Source organism: Streptomyces sp. NPDC002669 (assembly GCF_042889165.1).
GTDB lineage: Bacteria > Actinomycetota > Actinomycetes > Streptomycetales > Streptomycetaceae > Streptomyces.
The window spans coordinates 1-13,601 of sequence record NZ_JBIAQQ010000042.1 but is presented as its reverse complement, the minus strand read 5'-3'; the positions used below and the strand labels follow the sequence as shown (position 1 = coordinate 13,601).

Annotated in this window: 14 protein-coding genes; 9 read left to right on the top strand and 5 right to left on the bottom strand. The window is 71.6% G+C overall.

The window, feature by feature from the left end:
• Nucleotide 1: 1 nt before the first annotated feature.
• Both ACFYW1_RS36445 and ACFYW1_RS36440 read left to right on the top strand, forming a co-directional pair.
• Nucleotides 2–1,234 carry a sensor histidine kinase gene (locus ACFYW1_RS36445; protein WP_389003521.1) on the top strand — a complete coding sequence of 411 codons (1,233 nt, stop codon included), beginning with the start codon at nt 2–4 and terminating at the stop codon, nt 1,232–1,234.
• Entirely contained in the window at nt 1,231–1,869 is a 639-nt protein-coding gene (locus ACFYW1_RS36440; protein ID WP_389003518.1) for a response regulator, read from the top strand. The genes ACFYW1_RS36445 and ACFYW1_RS36440 overlap by 4 nt, the downstream gene beginning before the upstream one ends.
• Before the next feature lie 122 nt (nt 1,870–1,991).
• Here the strand turns inward: ACFYW1_RS36440 and ACFYW1_RS36435 are convergent, their stop codons facing one another.
• Nucleotides 1,992–2,468, bottom strand: coding sequence for a pyridoxamine 5'-phosphate oxidase family protein (locus ACFYW1_RS36435; RefSeq protein ID WP_389003515.1), 477 nt, complete (start codon nt 2,466–2,468; stop codon nt 1,992–1,994).
• A 109-nt stretch (nt 2,469–2,577) separates the two neighbouring features.
• Here ACFYW1_RS36435 and ACFYW1_RS36430 point away from each other — a divergent pair, with 109 nt between their 5' ends.
• Nucleotides 2,578–3,231 carry an isochorismatase family protein gene (locus tag ACFYW1_RS36430; protein WP_389003512.1) on the top strand — a complete coding sequence of 218 codons (654 nt, stop codon included), beginning with the start codon at nt 2,578–2,580 and terminating at the stop codon, nt 3,229–3,231.
• On the opposite strand, the gene ACFYW1_RS36425 is transcribed toward ACFYW1_RS36430, so the two are convergent.
• From ACFYW1_RS36425 to ACFYW1_RS36410, 4 genes are all read right to left on the bottom strand, one after another.
• A complete protein-coding gene (locus ACFYW1_RS36425; protein ID WP_389003509.1) occupies nt 3,215–3,664 on the bottom strand; it encodes a Rieske (2Fe-2S) protein in 450 nt (149 codons plus the stop codon). The two genes, ACFYW1_RS36430 and ACFYW1_RS36425, sit on opposite strands and share 17 nt — an antisense overlap.
• A 147-nt stretch (nt 3,665–3,811) precedes the next feature.
• Complete coding sequence (locus ACFYW1_RS36420) at nt 3,812–5,293, bottom strand: ankyrin repeat domain-containing protein (protein WP_389003506.1); 1,482 nt, start codon at nt 5,291–5,293, stop codon at nt 3,812–3,814.
• 78 nt (nt 5,294–5,371) lie between these two features.
• A complete protein-coding gene (locus tag ACFYW1_RS36415; protein ID WP_389003503.1) occupies nt 5,372–6,994 on the bottom strand; it encodes an amidohydrolase in 1,623 nt (540 codons plus the stop codon).
• A 114-nt stretch (nt 6,995–7,108) separates the two neighbouring features.
• Nucleotides 7,109–7,813, bottom strand: a complete 705-nt coding sequence (locus tag ACFYW1_RS36410; protein ID WP_389003500.1) for a TetR/AcrR family transcriptional regulator — start codon at nt 7,811–7,813, stop codon at nt 7,109–7,111.
• 171 nt (nt 7,814–7,984) lie between these two features.
• Here ACFYW1_RS36410 and ACFYW1_RS36405 point away from each other — a divergent pair, with 171 nt between their 5' ends.
• From ACFYW1_RS36405 to ung, 6 genes are all read left to right on the top strand, one after another.
• The gene (locus ACFYW1_RS36405) at nt 7,985–8,833 is read left to right on the top strand and encodes a HipA family kinase (RefSeq protein ID WP_389003497.1); all 849 of its coding nucleotides are present in this window, start codon (nt 7,985–7,987) and stop codon (nt 8,831–8,833) included.
• Nucleotides 8,830–9,213 carry a DUF3037 domain-containing protein gene (locus ACFYW1_RS36400; protein ID WP_389003494.1) on the top strand — a complete coding sequence of 128 codons (384 nt, stop codon included), beginning with the start codon at nt 8,830–8,832 and terminating at the stop codon, nt 9,211–9,213. The genes ACFYW1_RS36405 and ACFYW1_RS36400 overlap by 4 nt, the downstream gene beginning before the upstream one ends.
• 234 nt (nt 9,214–9,447) lie before the next feature.
• Entirely contained in the window at nt 9,448–10,209 is a 762-nt protein-coding gene (gene fabG / locus ACFYW1_RS36395; RefSeq protein WP_356935812.1) for a 3-oxoacyl-ACP reductase FabG, read from the top strand.
• 19 nt (nt 10,210–10,228) lie between these two features.
• Nucleotides 10,229–10,984 carry an SDR family oxidoreductase gene (locus ACFYW1_RS36390; protein ID WP_389003489.1) on the top strand — a complete coding sequence of 252 codons (756 nt, stop codon included), beginning with the start codon at nt 10,229–10,231 and terminating at the stop codon, nt 10,982–10,984.
• Nucleotides 10,985–11,102: 118 nt separating this feature from the next.
• Nucleotides 11,103–12,683, top strand: a complete 1,581-nt coding sequence (locus ACFYW1_RS36385) for an ABC transporter substrate-binding protein (protein WP_389003486.1) — start codon at nt 11,103–11,105, stop codon at nt 12,681–12,683.
• Nucleotides 12,684–12,779: 96 nt separating this feature from the next.
• Nucleotides 12,780–13,463 (top strand): uracil-DNA glycosylase, encoded by a 684-nt coding sequence (gene ung, locus ACFYW1_RS36380; RefSeq protein ID WP_148837780.1) that lies wholly within the window; start codon nt 12,780–12,782, stop codon nt 13,461–13,463.
• Nucleotides 13,464–13,601 lie beyond the last annotated feature (138 nt).

Sequence of the window (13,601 nt, the reverse complement as noted above, 5' to 3'; positions counted from 1 at the left end):
CATGACTGCTCTCGCCGGATCCTCCGCCGACGCCCTCTGGACCACGTCGCTGCGCCGCTGGAGCACGGTGTGCTGGGCGCTGTTCGCCGCGATGGCGGTCGGGCTCGCCACGACGGACGGGTCCGTCGGGAGCAGGTACGCGGCGCTCGCGCTGCTCGGCGGCGTGGTGCTCTGCTACGCGCTCCTCGACCGCTTCCCCGGCAACCCCCTCGTACGGCCGCACACCTACCTCTCCGTGCTGGTGCTCGCGCTCGGCGGGCTCGCGTATCTGCGCGGCGGCTACGCGGCACTGTTCATGGTGACGCTGCCGCACTACTGGATGTTCGGGCGCAGCCCCAGGGCCTCGATGGGGTTCCTGGGGCTGGCGACGGCGGCGACGCTGGTGGGGAGCTGGTGCCGGCAGGGCTGGTCGCTGGGGTTCTTCGGCGAGACCATGGTGTCCACCCTGATCGTCGTCGCCGTGGGGGTCCTGATCGGCCTGTGGGCGCATTCGGTGGTCGCGCAGAGCGCCGAACGGGCGCGGCTGATCGACGAGTTGGAACGGGCTCAGGCGCAGCTCTCCGAGGCGCACCAGCGGCAGGGGGCGGCGGACGAACGGGAACGGATGGCGCGGGAGATCCACGACACCCTCGCGCAGGGGCTCGCGTCGATCGTCGTACTGGCGGAGGCGGCCGGGGCGGCACTCGCGTCGGACCCGGCGCGAAGCGCCCAGCAACTGCGCTCGATCGAGTCGACGGCCCGGGAGAACCTCGCCGAGGCCCGGGAACTGGTGGGCTCGGTCCAGCGGCACGGCGGGGCGGGGGCCGGGTCGGTGGCGCACACGCTGCGCCGCATCCTGGACCGTTTCGCGGAGGACACCGGACTCACGGTGGCCGGCGACCTGACGGACGTCGAGTGCGACCAGCAGACCCGGATCGCGCTGCTGCGCTGTACGCAGGAGTCCCTGGCCAACGTCCGCAAACACGCGCGCGCCTCCACGGTCGGTGTGATGCTGAGCCGTCACCCCCACGGGGTGGAACTGGAGATCACCGACGACGGCACCGGATTCGTCCCGGAGGAGTCGACGGGCTTCGGGCTCGACGGGATGCGCAAACGACTGGCGGAGCTGGGCGGCCGGCTCACCGTCACCAGCTCGGTGGGCGACGGCACGAGGATCCTGGGGGTGATCCCCCTGGAACCGGCGCCCGGGGTCGGCAGCGCGGAGGGCGACGAGGGAAACGGGGGGACGCGATGACCGGCGGACGGATCAGGGTGGTCGTGGTGGACGACCACACCGTCATGCGGGCGGGTGTCGTCGCCCTGCTCGTCGGTGAGGACGGCATCGAGATCGTCGGGGAGGCGGGGGACGGCAGGGCGGCCCTCGACCTCGTCGGACGGCACGACCCCGACGTTGCCCTGGTCGACCTGCGGATGCCGGTGCTGGACGGGGTGGGCGCGACCGCCGGGATCGTCGCCAGGTACCCGCGCACCCGGGTCCTGATCCTGACGACGTACGACACCGATCAGGACATCGAACGCGGTGTGGAGGCGGGCGCCATCGGCTACCTCCTGAAGGACACCACCCGGGAACAGCTCGCCGACGCCATCCGCGCGGCGGCGCGCGGCGAGACCGTCCTCGCGCCCCGGGTGGCCGAGAAACTGATCGCGCGGATGCGCCGGCCGGTGCAGGAACCGCTCACCGCCCGCGAGACCGACGTGCTGGAGGCGGTGGCCGACGGCCTGACCAACGCCGAGATCGGCAGACGGCTCGTCATCGCGGAGGCCACGGTCAAGACCCACCTCCTGCGCCTGTTCGCCAAGCTCGACGTGAGCGACCGGACGCGGGCGGTGGTGGTGGCCATGGAGAGAGGACTGCTGCGACGGCCCTGAAGGGGACGGGCCCCGAGGTCCCGTCGGCACGCGTACGCACGGTCCTCGGCGGCCGCGTACCGGGCCGAGGACGGTTCGCCGGCCGTCGGGACCGATGCATCCGGCGACGGCCGTCCCGTGGGTCAGGCCGTGGGCGGTCCGGGGAGCTTGTGGAAGTCCCAGGAGGTGATCGTCCTCGGCGACAGCCGCAGCCAGGCGTGACGGCCGTCGTGCGGCATGGCGTCCATCGCGAAGTACTTCTTCGCGAACAGCCTTTCCGGTACGTCGAGTTCGGCACAGGGCTCGCTGGTACGGGGCGCCTCGCCCACGGGGACGGCCTCGCCGCGCAGCTCGATGCCGCGCAACTGGGTGTACTCCGCCCCGTCGTCCACGACCACCGCGACCCTCGGATCCCCGCACAGCTGGGACCAGCGCAGGCTGCGGGTGATCGAGTACAGCCAGAGGGAGGCGCCGTCCCAGACGAACCAGAGGGCGCCGACGTGCGGGCTGCCGTCCGCGGACACGGTGGCGACCCGGCAGGTGCGCTGCTCCGTGAGATAGGCGTCGCGCTCGGCGTCCGTCATCATGATCCGGCGTCCACGCCGCTGACCGGTGGTCATGGGTGCCCCTCCTGTAACTGACTGAGTGTCAGAAATCATGGGGCCTCTTCCTCCTTCGCGCAATGGCGGATAGCCTCGCGCGCCCCGTCCGCCGCCGAAAGGGGCAGCCGTGCCGTCGACGGAACACCTTGCCGCACAGCTCGATCCGGCCACCACCGCGTTCATGACGGTCGAATGCCAGGAGGGAGTCGTCGGCCCCCGGAGCGCCCTGCCCGAACTGGCCGGGCAGGCCAGGTCCTCCGGCGTCCTCCACCGGATCGCCCGGTTGGTCGGGGCCGCCCACGGAGCCGGGGTGCAGGTGCTGCACGCGGTGGCCGAACGCCGCCCCGACGGGCGGGGCTCCAACGGCAACGCCCGGCTCTTCCGGGCCGCCGGACGACTGCCCGTGCAGCAGCACTCCGGCAGCGCGGCGGTACGGGTCGCCGCGCCCATCGAGGTGGCCCCCGAGGACCTGATCGTGCGCAGACTGCACGGGCTCTCGCCCATCGCCGGGACGGAGGTCGACGCGCTGCTGCGCAACCTCGGCTGCCGGACCCTCGTCGTCACCGGGGTCTCCGCCAACGTCGCCGTGCCCAACGCCGTGTTCGACGCGGTGAACCTCGGTTACACGGCCGTGGTGCCGGCCGACGCCATCGCGGGGGTACCGGCCGAGTACACCACCGCGATGGTCCGCAACACACTCGCCCTCGTGGCCACCGTCACGACCACCGACGACGTGCTCGGATGCTGGCCGGACCGGACACGGTTCAGGACAGGAGCCTGATCGAGCCGTCCGCGACGGCGATCTTCCTGGCGGGCAGCGGTACGGTGGCGGGCCCGTGCACCACGGCGCCCGACGTGGCGTCGAACCTGCTGCCGTGGCAGGGGCAGTTGATGGTGCCGCCCGACACGCTCGACACGGTGCACCCCTGGTGGGTGCACTTCGACGAGAACGCCTTGAACTCGTCGGCCTTCGGCCGGGTCACCACGACACCCCGGTCGGCGAAGATCTTTCCGCCGTTCTCGGGGATGTCGGCCGTCGAGGTCAGGACGGCTCCGCCGCCCGTTCCCCCGTCGGAGGGCTTCACCACGTCCGAGCCGCCCGACTTCTCCCGGCCGCCGCACCCGGCGAGTACGGCGGCCAGTGGTGCGACCCCGAACGCCATGACGACGGCCCGGCGGCCGGAACCGGTCCAGGGGTCCTGCGATGTGCTCATGCGGCTTTCCCTTCCGAGGCGTCCACGTCCGTGCCGTCGGGTCGTGACGCGCCAGCGGGGACCGGTGCGTCACGACGGCGGCCCTCACGTCATCGGCAGGTCCGTGCGCCGGCATGAGCGGCCGGGGCGGACGGCGCGGCGGCGCGATCAGTGCGCGCCCGTGCGGAAGACCGGCTTCCCCTCGCGCAGCCGGGCGAAGAGGAGCGTCTGGTCCAGCTGTTCCTCCTCGCCCTCCTCGTTGCCGAACACCTCGTCCACCAGCAGCTCGCGCAACTGCTCCTGCACGCCCTCGCCGTACCCCTGCTGGAATTCGTCCAGGTCGAAGTGGGTGTCCGCCTCCACCGTCGCGATCGTCTCGTGCTCGTCCTCGATGACCAGACGGGCGCGGATCGTCCCCGCCCGGAGCGTCTGGTCGTTGTAGTAGCCGTAGACGACCTCGGCCTCGATGACGCCGCCGACGGACATCTCCCCGTCGGTGTGCACCCCGTGGGCCGTGACGTCACCGCCCACGGCGACGACGGAGGAGTGGCCGCAGTCGACCAGACAGCCCTCGACCGTGAGCGAACCGGTGACCAAGAACGGCGCCTGCACGTCCAGATGCCCCTTCACCAGCAGGTTCCCGTGGTGGAAGAACGGCTCACGGATCCCCTGGTCGCCCGTCAGCGTGCGGTCCGTACGGGCCTCGTCGCCGAGTGTCCGCGCGCACAGCTCCGGTATCAGCGGCACGTGGTCGGGGTCGAAGCCGTCGCGCAGCCCGGTGAGGAGGTCCTGGTAGCTGTCGAATTCGGACCGGGTGAACTCCGTCAGCCGGCCGCCGTCGTCCGGCACCCCGGCGGCCCGGCATGCCTCGGACAGCTCGGCGTGCATCTCCTGCGCGACCCGGCGGGCGGCCGTCATGTCGATGGGCAGCGGTCCGCCCTCCACCGCGGGGTACTCGACCCGGGCGGGCGCGCCCGCCGCCTCCAGCGCGGCCACCAGCTCCGCCCGTGTCCTGCGCTGCTCCTGGCTGAGCCGCGGCAGCCGCAGTGCGACGCCCAGGGGGGTCCGGCCGAGGCGGTCGACCGCGCGGGTGTCGGCGTGCCGCTCCAGCAGCAGTTCCACCAGCCGGGGGCGGCCGCAGTCAACTGCGGAGTGCAGGGGGGTCCTGCCGCGGTCGTCGACCGCTTCGACGGGGGCACCGTGGTCGAGCAGGAACGCGAGGACCGGGGGCGCCGCACATCCGTAGTGGGCGAACGAGCCCCCGGCGGCCAGGGAGCAGCGCCCGTCGAGGCGGGCCCCGGCTCCGACGAGGAGCCCCAGCACCTCCACCGAACGGTCCACCACGGCCTTCGGATCGGAATCACCGGCGACGGCCCATCCGGCGGCCGTCACCCCGTGCTCGTCGACCGCGTGCACGTCCGCACCGCACTCCAGCAGCGCCCGGACGATCTCCGGGGACGGCAGCGGCCCGTTGCCGTCGTACGGGGCCCTCACCGCCCGGTGGAGAGGGGTGGCTCCTTCCTCGTCACGTGCCGCCGGGTCCGCTCCGCCGGCTGTCAGCGCACGCACCTCGGCGGCCCGCCGCACGGGGTCGGCGTCGGGGGCGGGGGTGACGGCGGCAAAGAGTGCTCTGTTGGCCAAGTCGCTCATGGACGGGACTCTAGGGGCCGCCTCTGACACCCCGCCCCCGGCCGTGACCGCCTCCGCCCGGGGCGAAGTGACCGGACGTCAGACGCTGGAGGCGCGGTGGGTGGGGCGGCCGTCGAGGACGGTGAGCAGGACGGGCAGGTCGGACAGGTCGGTGTCCGGCACCGTGAGCGGGTTGTCCGCGAAGACGGCGAGATCGGCGCGGTGGCCGACGGCGAGGCGTCCCGCGATCCCCTCCTCGCCCGCGGCGAGGGCGGGGTTGAGGGTCATGCCCCGCAGCGCCTCCAGCGGCGTCAGGGCCTGGCCGGGGTTGTGCGGGGGCTGGGTCAGGTCGCGGGTGGGGCGGCGGTGCCGGCTGCCCGCCATGACGGTCAGCGGGGGGTAGGGGGCGATCGGCCAGTCGGAGCCGAGCACGACGGTGGCGCCGGAGTCCCACAGGTCGCGGCAGCGCCAGGCGCGTGCGGCACGCTCCTCGCCGAGGCGCCGGGACCAGTTGTCGGTGTGGTCGGCGCGGGTGAAGTCGCAGCAGTGGGTGGGCTGCATGGAGGCGATGACGTCGAGTTCCCGGAACCGCCTCAGGGTGTCGTCGGGCACCGTCTCGATGTGCTCGATCCGGTGCCGCACCCCGGTGTTCCCGGTGGCGCGGGCCTTCTCCACGGAATCGAGGACATGGCGCACGGCGGCGTCCCCGATGGCGTGCGTGGCGGTGGGCACCCCGGCACGGTGGAACTCCCCGATGACCTCCGTGTACCTCTCGGGGTCGGGCCAGAAGGCGTGGGTGGACTCGCCGTGGCAGTCGGGGTGCTCCAGCCAGGCCGTGCCGTTGTCGACCGTGCCGTCCATGAACAGCTTGACGCCCTCCGTGCGCCAGAGCCGCCCGCCCGCGCCCTGCCCGTCGATGAGCGCGCGCAGCGCCTCCGCGTCGGTGTCCGGGCGGCACCAGGGAGCGACCCGGAGCCGGAGCGGGAGGGCGTCGTCGGCGTCGAGCCCGGAGTACAGGGCGAGGCTCTCGCCGTTGGCGTCCATGGCGTGGCCGCCGGTGAGACCGGTGGCGGCCATGCTCCGCAGGGTTGCGGCGAGGTGCTCGCGCAGCTCGGCGCGGCTCGGCCGGGGCGCCGCCGCCTCGACGACCGCGCAGGCCGCCTCCTCCAGCAGGAGCCCGGTGGGCCGGCCCTCGTCGTCGCAGACGATCTCGGACGCCTCCTCGAACCGGCGAGGCCCGTCGACGCCCGCGAGTTCGAGGGCGCGGGCACTGGCCAGCATCGAGTGCGCGTCGAAGAGCAGGAGGAGGGCCGGGACGCCGTCCAGTACGGGCCCGAGCGCGGCCGAGGTGACCGGCCGGTCGCCGAACACGTTGGGGTCCAGGCCCCAGCCGTGCAGCCAGGCGCCGGGCTCCAGCGACCGGACCGCACCGGCCAGGGCGCTGCGCACCTCGTCGAGGTCGCCGCACCCGGAGAGGTCCAGCCCGCGCGAGAGGTCGGCGCCCGTCACCGGGTGGATGTGCCCGTCGACGAGGCCGGGCGTCACCACGGCGCCCTTCAGGTCGATCACCGTCGTCGAGGCGTCCGCGAGCCCGCGCATCCGGCGGTCGTCGCCCAGATCGGTGATCCGCCCCCCGGAGACGGCCAGGGCGGTCTGGGGCAGCAGCCCGCCGGTGAGCGGGTCGAGCAGCCGGGCGGAGAGCAGGACGAGACTGGTGCGCACAGGGACTCCTTGAGGTGGTGCGGGCCCGCCGCCCGTGCCGGAGCGGTCGTCGCGGACGGCGGGGGCAGAACAGGGGATCGGGCCGGGGAAGGACCGGGGAGGGGCCCGGCGGGCTCAGGCCCCGGAACCGGCGGGGGCGTCCTCGGCGCCGGACACCGCCGCCGTGGGGCGGCCCGTGTCGAGCCCTTCGGCGAGTTCGGTGAGCGTGCCGCCCGCCAGGCCGAGTTCGCGTTCGGCCGTGCTGACGGCCATGCGGGTCACCGCCTCGGGACGGTCGGCGGTGGCGGTGTTGGCGTGTGCGCCGAGACCGTCGATGACGACCAGGATCTGAATGGTCGCCACACGGGCGTCGGCGGTCCGGAACTCGCCGAGGCGGACTCCGTCACGGACGAGGTCCTCCAGCCTGCCGCGCCACAGGGCCTCCTGGTGGTTGACCCTGCCGCGGAGGACGGGGCGGTAGCGGCTGAGGTGCCGGGCGTTGATCCACAGGCGGCTGATGTCGTCGTACGCGGGGCCCGTGGCGAGCGCGAAGAAGCGGGCCAGCCGCTCCGTGGGCGTCCCCGCCGCAGGGGCCGCGGGCAGGAGCGTGTCCAGTTCGGCACTGGCCGCGGCGCCGAACGCCTCGGCCACGAGATCCTCGACGGCGGGGAAGTAATGGCTGATGAGACCGGGCCGGACATCGAGCCGGTCACCGATCCGGCGCAGGGTGATGGACTCCAGTCCTTCGGTCAGGGCGATGGTCGCCGCCGCGTCGACGATCTCCGCGCGCCGGTCGGAGGGAGACTTCCGGATCCGCTTCCGCTGCATGCTTGACGACATACCGGGGATGCTATTGAGTGCTCGACCAATAAGCAACCGGTGGGCGCGACAGGTGTTTCCGGTTCCCATGGTCCCGGGCCCGCGCGCGAGCCGCCCGAGGGGCCGCGTCCGCCGGGTCCGGCAGGAACCTCGCCCGGACGGCGGGCGCGGGCGAATGGATAGCCTGGGGAAATGCTTACAGAAGTGACAGCGACCCGCTATGTCACGCCCCTGCGTGAGGGCGGCTCGCTCCCCGGGATCGTCGAGGCCGACGACTCCGGCACCTACGTCATGAAGTTCACCGGTGCCGGGCAGGGGCGCAAGACACTGGTCGCGGAGGTCATCTGCGGGCAGCTCGGCCGCAGGCTCGGTCTGCGCGTCCCCGACCTCGTGCAGATCCAGCTCGATCCGGTCATCGGCCTGGCCGAACCCGATCAGGAGGTGCAGGAACTCCTGAAGGCCAGCGGCGGCCTCAACCTGGGGATGGACTTCCTGCCCGGCTCGATCGGCTTCGACCCGCTGGCCTACCGGGTGGACGCGCGGGAGGCCGGACGGGTCGTCTGGTTCGACGCGCTGATCAACAACGTCGACCGGTCCTGGCGCAACCCGAACATGCTGGTCTGGCACGGCGACCTGTGGCTCATCGACCACGGCGCCACCATGATCTGGCACCACAACTGGCCCGGGGCGCAGGCGTCCGCCGCCAAGCCGTACAACGCGTCGGACCACGCCCTCGCCCCGTTCGCCCCCGACATCGCGTCGGCCGCCGCCGAACTCGCCCCGCTGGTCACCGAGGAACTGCTCGCCGAGGTCGCTTCCGACGTCCCCGACGAGTGGCTGGTGGACGAACCCGGCTTCGCGTCCCCCGACGACCTGCGCCGCGCCTATGTGGAGGCGCTGCTGCCGCGTGCCGCGACCATCCACGAGCGGATCACCATGGACGCCCCCACCGAGCCCAAGCCGTCCCAGGCCCCCGGCTGGCTCACCGAACACCTCACCCCCTGGCCGCACCCCACCAAGAAGAAGGACCACCGGCCGTGAGCGAGCGCGATGTCTTCGAGTACGCGCTGCTGCGCGTGGTGCCGCGGGTGCAGCGCGGCGAGTGCTTCAACGCGGGCGTGATCGTCTACTGCCGCGCCCGGAGCTTCGTCGCCGCCCGCACCCACCTCGACGAGACCAAGCTGAAGGTCCTGGACCCGGCCGCCGACGTGGTCGGCGTACGGGCCGCCCTGCGTGCCGTCGAGGGAGTGTGCCTGGGCGGAACGGAGGCGGGCCAGGCCGCCCGTGACGACGCGGGCCGGCGCTTCCGCTGGCTGATCGCGCCGCGCTCCACCGTCGTCCAGCCGGGCCCCGTGCACAGCGGCCTCACCGCCGACCCGGAGGCCGAGGTGGAACGGCTGCTCGACCTGCTGGTGCGCTGACCCCTCCGCGCCGCGCCGCCGCCCGTGACCACCCGGCGGCGGCGCCACCGGGTGTGACATGCGCCCCGGCCGCCGCGCGCCGTTGACACCGGGTGCCGGGGCTTCTAGCGTCTCGTCTGCTGAAGGTACTAAGCGGTCGCTCAGCCATCGGGAAGGTTCCGCGCACACGAGGTCCCGTGCCGGGGGCGCCCCGACGCCCGCTGGGCGGCGATCCAAGGGCGAGGAGAACCAAGCATGTCCACCACCGAGCAGCGCGTCGCCATCGTGACCGGAGCGGCGCGGGGCATTGGCGCCGCCACCGCGGTACGCCTGGCGGCCGAGGGTCGCGCCGTCGCCGTACTCGACCTCGACGAGGCGGCCTGCAAGGACACCGTCGAGAAGATCACCGCCGCGGGGGGCACCGCCCTCGCCGTCGGCTGCGATGTGTCGGACAGCGCCCAGGTGGAGGCCGCGGTCGCGCGGGTGGCCGCCGAGCTCGGCGCTCCGACGATCCTCGTCAACAACGCGGGCGTGCTCCGCGACAACCTGCTCTTCAAGATGAGCGAGTCCGACTGGGACATCGTGATGAACGTGCACCTCAAGGGCGCGTTCCTGATGGCCAAGGCGGTCCAGAAGCACATGGTGGACGCCGGGTTCGGCCGGATCGTCTCGCTCTCCTCCTCCTCGGCGCTCGGCAACCGCGGTCAGGCCAACTACGCCGCCGTCAAGGCCGGTCTGCAGGGCTTCACCAAGACCCTGGCCAAGGAGCTCGGCAAGTTCGGTATCACCGCCAACGCCGTCGCCCCCGGCTTCATCGTCACCGAGATGACCGCGCAGACCGCGGCCCGGATCGGCATGGGCTTCGAGGAGTTCCAGGCCGCCGCCGCCACCCAGATCCCGGTGCAGCGCGTCGGGCGCCCCGAGGACATCGCCAACGCCATCGCCTTCTTCACGGGGGACGCGGCGGGCTTCGTGTCCGGCCAGGTCATGTACGTCGCCGGCGGACCGCTCAACTGACCCGAAGGGCTGCGGAATCATGACTGTGCAGGACAGCGGGAAGGTCGCGCTCGTCACGGGCGCGAGCCGGGGCATCGGCTACGGCATCGCCGAGGCGCTGGTGGCCCGGGGCGACCGGGTGTGCATCACCGGGCGCGGCGAGGAGGCGCTCAAGGAGGCCGTCGAACGGCTGGGTTCCGACCGGGTGATCGGGGTGGCGGGCAAGGCGCACGACGCGGAGCACCGCACGGTGGCCGTCGAACGCACCATGGAGGCATTCGGCCGGGTCGACTTCCTGGTCAACAACGCCGGTACGAATCCGGTCTTCGGGCCGATCGCCGAACTCGACCTCGACGTGGCCCGCAAGGTCTTCGAGACGAATGTGGTCTCGGCGCTCGGTTTTGCGCAGCAGACCTGGAAGGCGTGGCAGAAGGACAACGGCGGGGCGATCGTCAACATCGCCTCGATCGCCGGCGTGTCCGCCTCGCCCTTCATCGGCGCCTACGGCATGAGCAAGGCGGCCATGGTCAATCTGACCCTCCAGCTGGCGCACGAATTCGCGCCGGTCGTCCGGGTCAACGCAATTGCTCCCGCGGTCGTGAAGACGAAATTCGCCCAGGCGCTGTACGAGGGCCGCGAGGCGGAGGCCGCGGCGGCCTATCCGCTCGGGCGGCTCGGGGTCCCCGAGGACATCGGCGGCGCCGCGGCGTTTCTCACGTCGAGTCAGGCCGACTGGATCACCGGTCAGACCCTGGTGGTCGACGGGGGAATCTTCCTGAACGCGGGCGTGGGCTGAGAACGGCCTGAGAGGGTTTGGCCCCGATTGACTCAAGTGCCCCGCCGGACCTGCGGATTGACCTGGCGGGGCGCTGCGGTATGGTCTGCCGACCCATGGCTGATCGAGGAGCGTTCACGTGTTCTACCGGGCCGGTCGTCAGGCCGTTGCAGCTCTTGCTTCCCTTTCTCTGCTGTCGGGCTGCGGACTTTTCTCCGACAGCGGATCGGAGGTCGAGCAGAAAATAGTCGTCGGTACGACCAGTGAGCCTTCCACTCTCGATCCGGCGGCCGCATGGGACAACTCCTGGGAGCTGATGCGCAATGTCTTCCAGACCCTGGTGAGTTTTCCCACCGGAAGTACAAGTCCTCAGCCCGATGCCGCGGAATGGTGCAAGTTCACCGATACCACCAGTACCTCCTACCGGTGCAAACTTCGCAAGGGACTGAAATTCTCCAACGGAGACGTGCTCGATGCCGAGGCCGTGAAGTACTCCATCGACCGGATCAGGGAGATCAATTTCAAGGGCGGCCCGGTCGGCATGCTCGGTTCGCTCGACCGGATCGAGACCAAGGGGGAGGACATCGTCGTCTTCCACCTCACCAAGCCGGACGCCACCTTCCCGTTCGTCCTCACCACGCCCGCCATGTCGTTGGTGGCCCCCAGCGCCTATTCGAAGCACAAGCTGCGCAGTGACGGAAAGATCACCGGATCGGGTCCGTACCTTCTCGATTCGTACAAGCCGGGAAAGCGCGCCGAACTGGTGAAGAATCCGGACTACAAGGGGTTCGCCAACCGCAAGAACGATTCCGTGACGATCCGTTACTTCAAGGAGTCCGCCCCCGTCGTCGAGGCGCTCCGGAAGAACCGGATCGACGCGATCTACCGGGGCCTCACCGCCGAGGAGGTCATCGCCCTGGAGAGCGGCCAGAACAAGGACGGCAGCCCGCAGATCGTCGAGACGGTCGGCGCGGACATCCGTTTCCTGGTCTTCAACCCCGAGGACCCGGCCGCGGGCAACGTGGCCGTGCGACGGGCCATCGCCCAGCTCGTGGACCGTGACGCGCTGGTGGCCAAGGTCTACCAGGGTACGGCCGAGCCGCTGTACTCCATGGTCCCCAAGGGCATCACGGGGCACACCACCAGCTTCTTCGACGCCTACGGGGACCCGAACCAGGTCAAGGCCAAGCAGATCCTGACCAAGGCCGGCATCACCAAGCCCGTCAAGCTGACGCTCTGGTACACGACCGACCGGTACGGCTCCTCCACGGCCCTCGAATTCGAGGAGCTGAAGCGGCAGCTGGAGGATTCCGGGCTGTTCCGGATCACGTTGAGGAGCAAGCCCTGGAAGACGTTCCAGGAGGGCTTCACCAAGGGCGAGTACCCCGTGTTCGGCCGGGGCTGGTTCCCGGACTTCCCGGACCCGGACAACTTCATCGCCCCGTTCCTCGGCAAGGACAGCGTCACGGGCATGCCGTACATGAAGAACGAGATCACCCAGGAGCTGCTGCCGCAGACCCGCAAGGAGAGCGACCGGGGCGCGGTCGTCAAGCAGTTCGAGCGGGCCCAGAAGGTCCTGGTCGACGACGTGCGGATGCTGCCGCTGTGGCAGGGCAAGCTGTACGTCGCCTCGGGCGAGGACATCGGCGGCGGCGAGCGCGCCCTGGACCCGCAGACGGTCATGCAGATGTGGGAGTTCTACCGCAAGACCAGCTGGTAGGGCGAAAGGGGTGGAACCGGACCGGCGGGAGGCGTTGTCAGTGGGCCCCGGTAGGTTCTCGGATGAAAAGCTGATTGCTCACCGGAGGTTGTTCACGTGACCGACACCGACCTGCTGCCCGAGTCCTGGCGCGGCGTCCTCGGCGAAGAGCTGCAGAAGCCCTACTTCAAGGAGCTCACCGAGTTCGTCGAGGAGGAGCGGGCCAAGGGGCCGGTCTACCCCCCGCGCGACCAGGTGTTCGCCGCCCTGGAGGCCACGCCCTACGACAAGGTGAAGGTCCTTGTCCTGGGCCAGGACCCGTACCACGGGGAGGGGCAGGGGCACGGGCTGTGCTTCTCCGTGCGGCCCGGCGTGAAGACGCCGCCGTCCCTGCGGAACATCTACAAGGAGATGAAGGAGGAGCTCGGCCTGCCGGTCCCGGACAACGGGTACCTGATGCCGTGGGCCGAGCAGGGCGTGCTCCTGCTCAACGCCGTGCTCACGGTCCGCGCGGGCGAGGCCAACTCGCACAAGGGCAAGGGCTGGGAGAAGTTCACCGACGCGGTGATCCGCGCCGTCGCGTCGAGGCCCGACCCGGCGGTCTTCGTCCTGTGGGGCAACTACGCGCAGAAGAAGCTTCCGCTGATCGACGAGGAGCGCCACGTGGTGGTGAAGGGGGCGCACCCCTCGCCGCTCTCGGCCAAGAAGTTCTTCGGCTCGCGTCCGTTCACGCAGATCAACGAGGCGGTGGCGGCGCAGGGTCACGACGCGATCGACTGGCGCATCCCCGACCTGGGCTGACCCGCCCGGTCCGTGGGGCCGGGCCCGCCCCGGCCCCCGGGGGCCCCCGGGGGCGGGCCCCGGGCGGCCGCCCCCGCCGCCAACGGCTCGCCCGCGACTGCGGGTTGGGGGGGGGGGGACCGGGGGGCGGGGGGTGGA

What these genes read in the sequence shown, in the direction of transcription:
- ACFYW1_RS36445 (WP_389003521.1), top strand. Translation starts at nt 2, where the DNA reads ATGACTGCTCTCGCCGGATCCTCCGCCGACGCCCTCTGGACCACGTCG.
- ACFYW1_RS36440 (WP_389003518.1), top strand. Translation starts at nt 1,231, where the DNA reads ATGACCGGCGGACGGATCAGGGTGGTCGTGGTGGACGACCACACCGTC.
- ACFYW1_RS36435 (WP_389003515.1), bottom strand. Translation starts at nt 2,468, where the DNA reads ATGACCACCGGTCAGCGGCGTGGACGCCGGATCATGATGACGGACGCC.
- ACFYW1_RS36425 (WP_389003509.1), bottom strand. Translation starts at nt 3,664, where the DNA reads ATGAGCACATCGCAGGACCCCTGGACCGGTTCCGGCCGCCGGGCCGTC.
- ACFYW1_RS36420 (WP_389003506.1), bottom strand. Translation starts at nt 5,293, where the DNA reads ATGAGCGACTTGGCCAACAGAGCACTCTTTGCCGCCGTCACCCCCGCC.
- ACFYW1_RS36410 (WP_389003500.1), bottom strand. Translation starts at nt 7,813, where the DNA reads ATGTCGTCAAGCATGCAGCGGAAGCGGATCCGGAAGTCTCCCTCCGAC.
- ACFYW1_RS36405 (WP_389003497.1), top strand. Translation starts at nt 7,985, where the DNA reads ATGCTTACAGAAGTGACAGCGACCCGCTATGTCACGCCCCTGCGTGAG.
- fabG (WP_356935812.1), top strand. Translation starts at nt 9,448, where the DNA reads ATGTCCACCACCGAGCAGCGCGTCGCCATCGTGACCGGAGCGGCGCGG.
- ACFYW1_RS36390 (WP_389003489.1), top strand. Translation starts at nt 10,229, where the DNA reads ATGACTGTGCAGGACAGCGGGAAGGTCGCGCTCGTCACGGGCGCGAGC.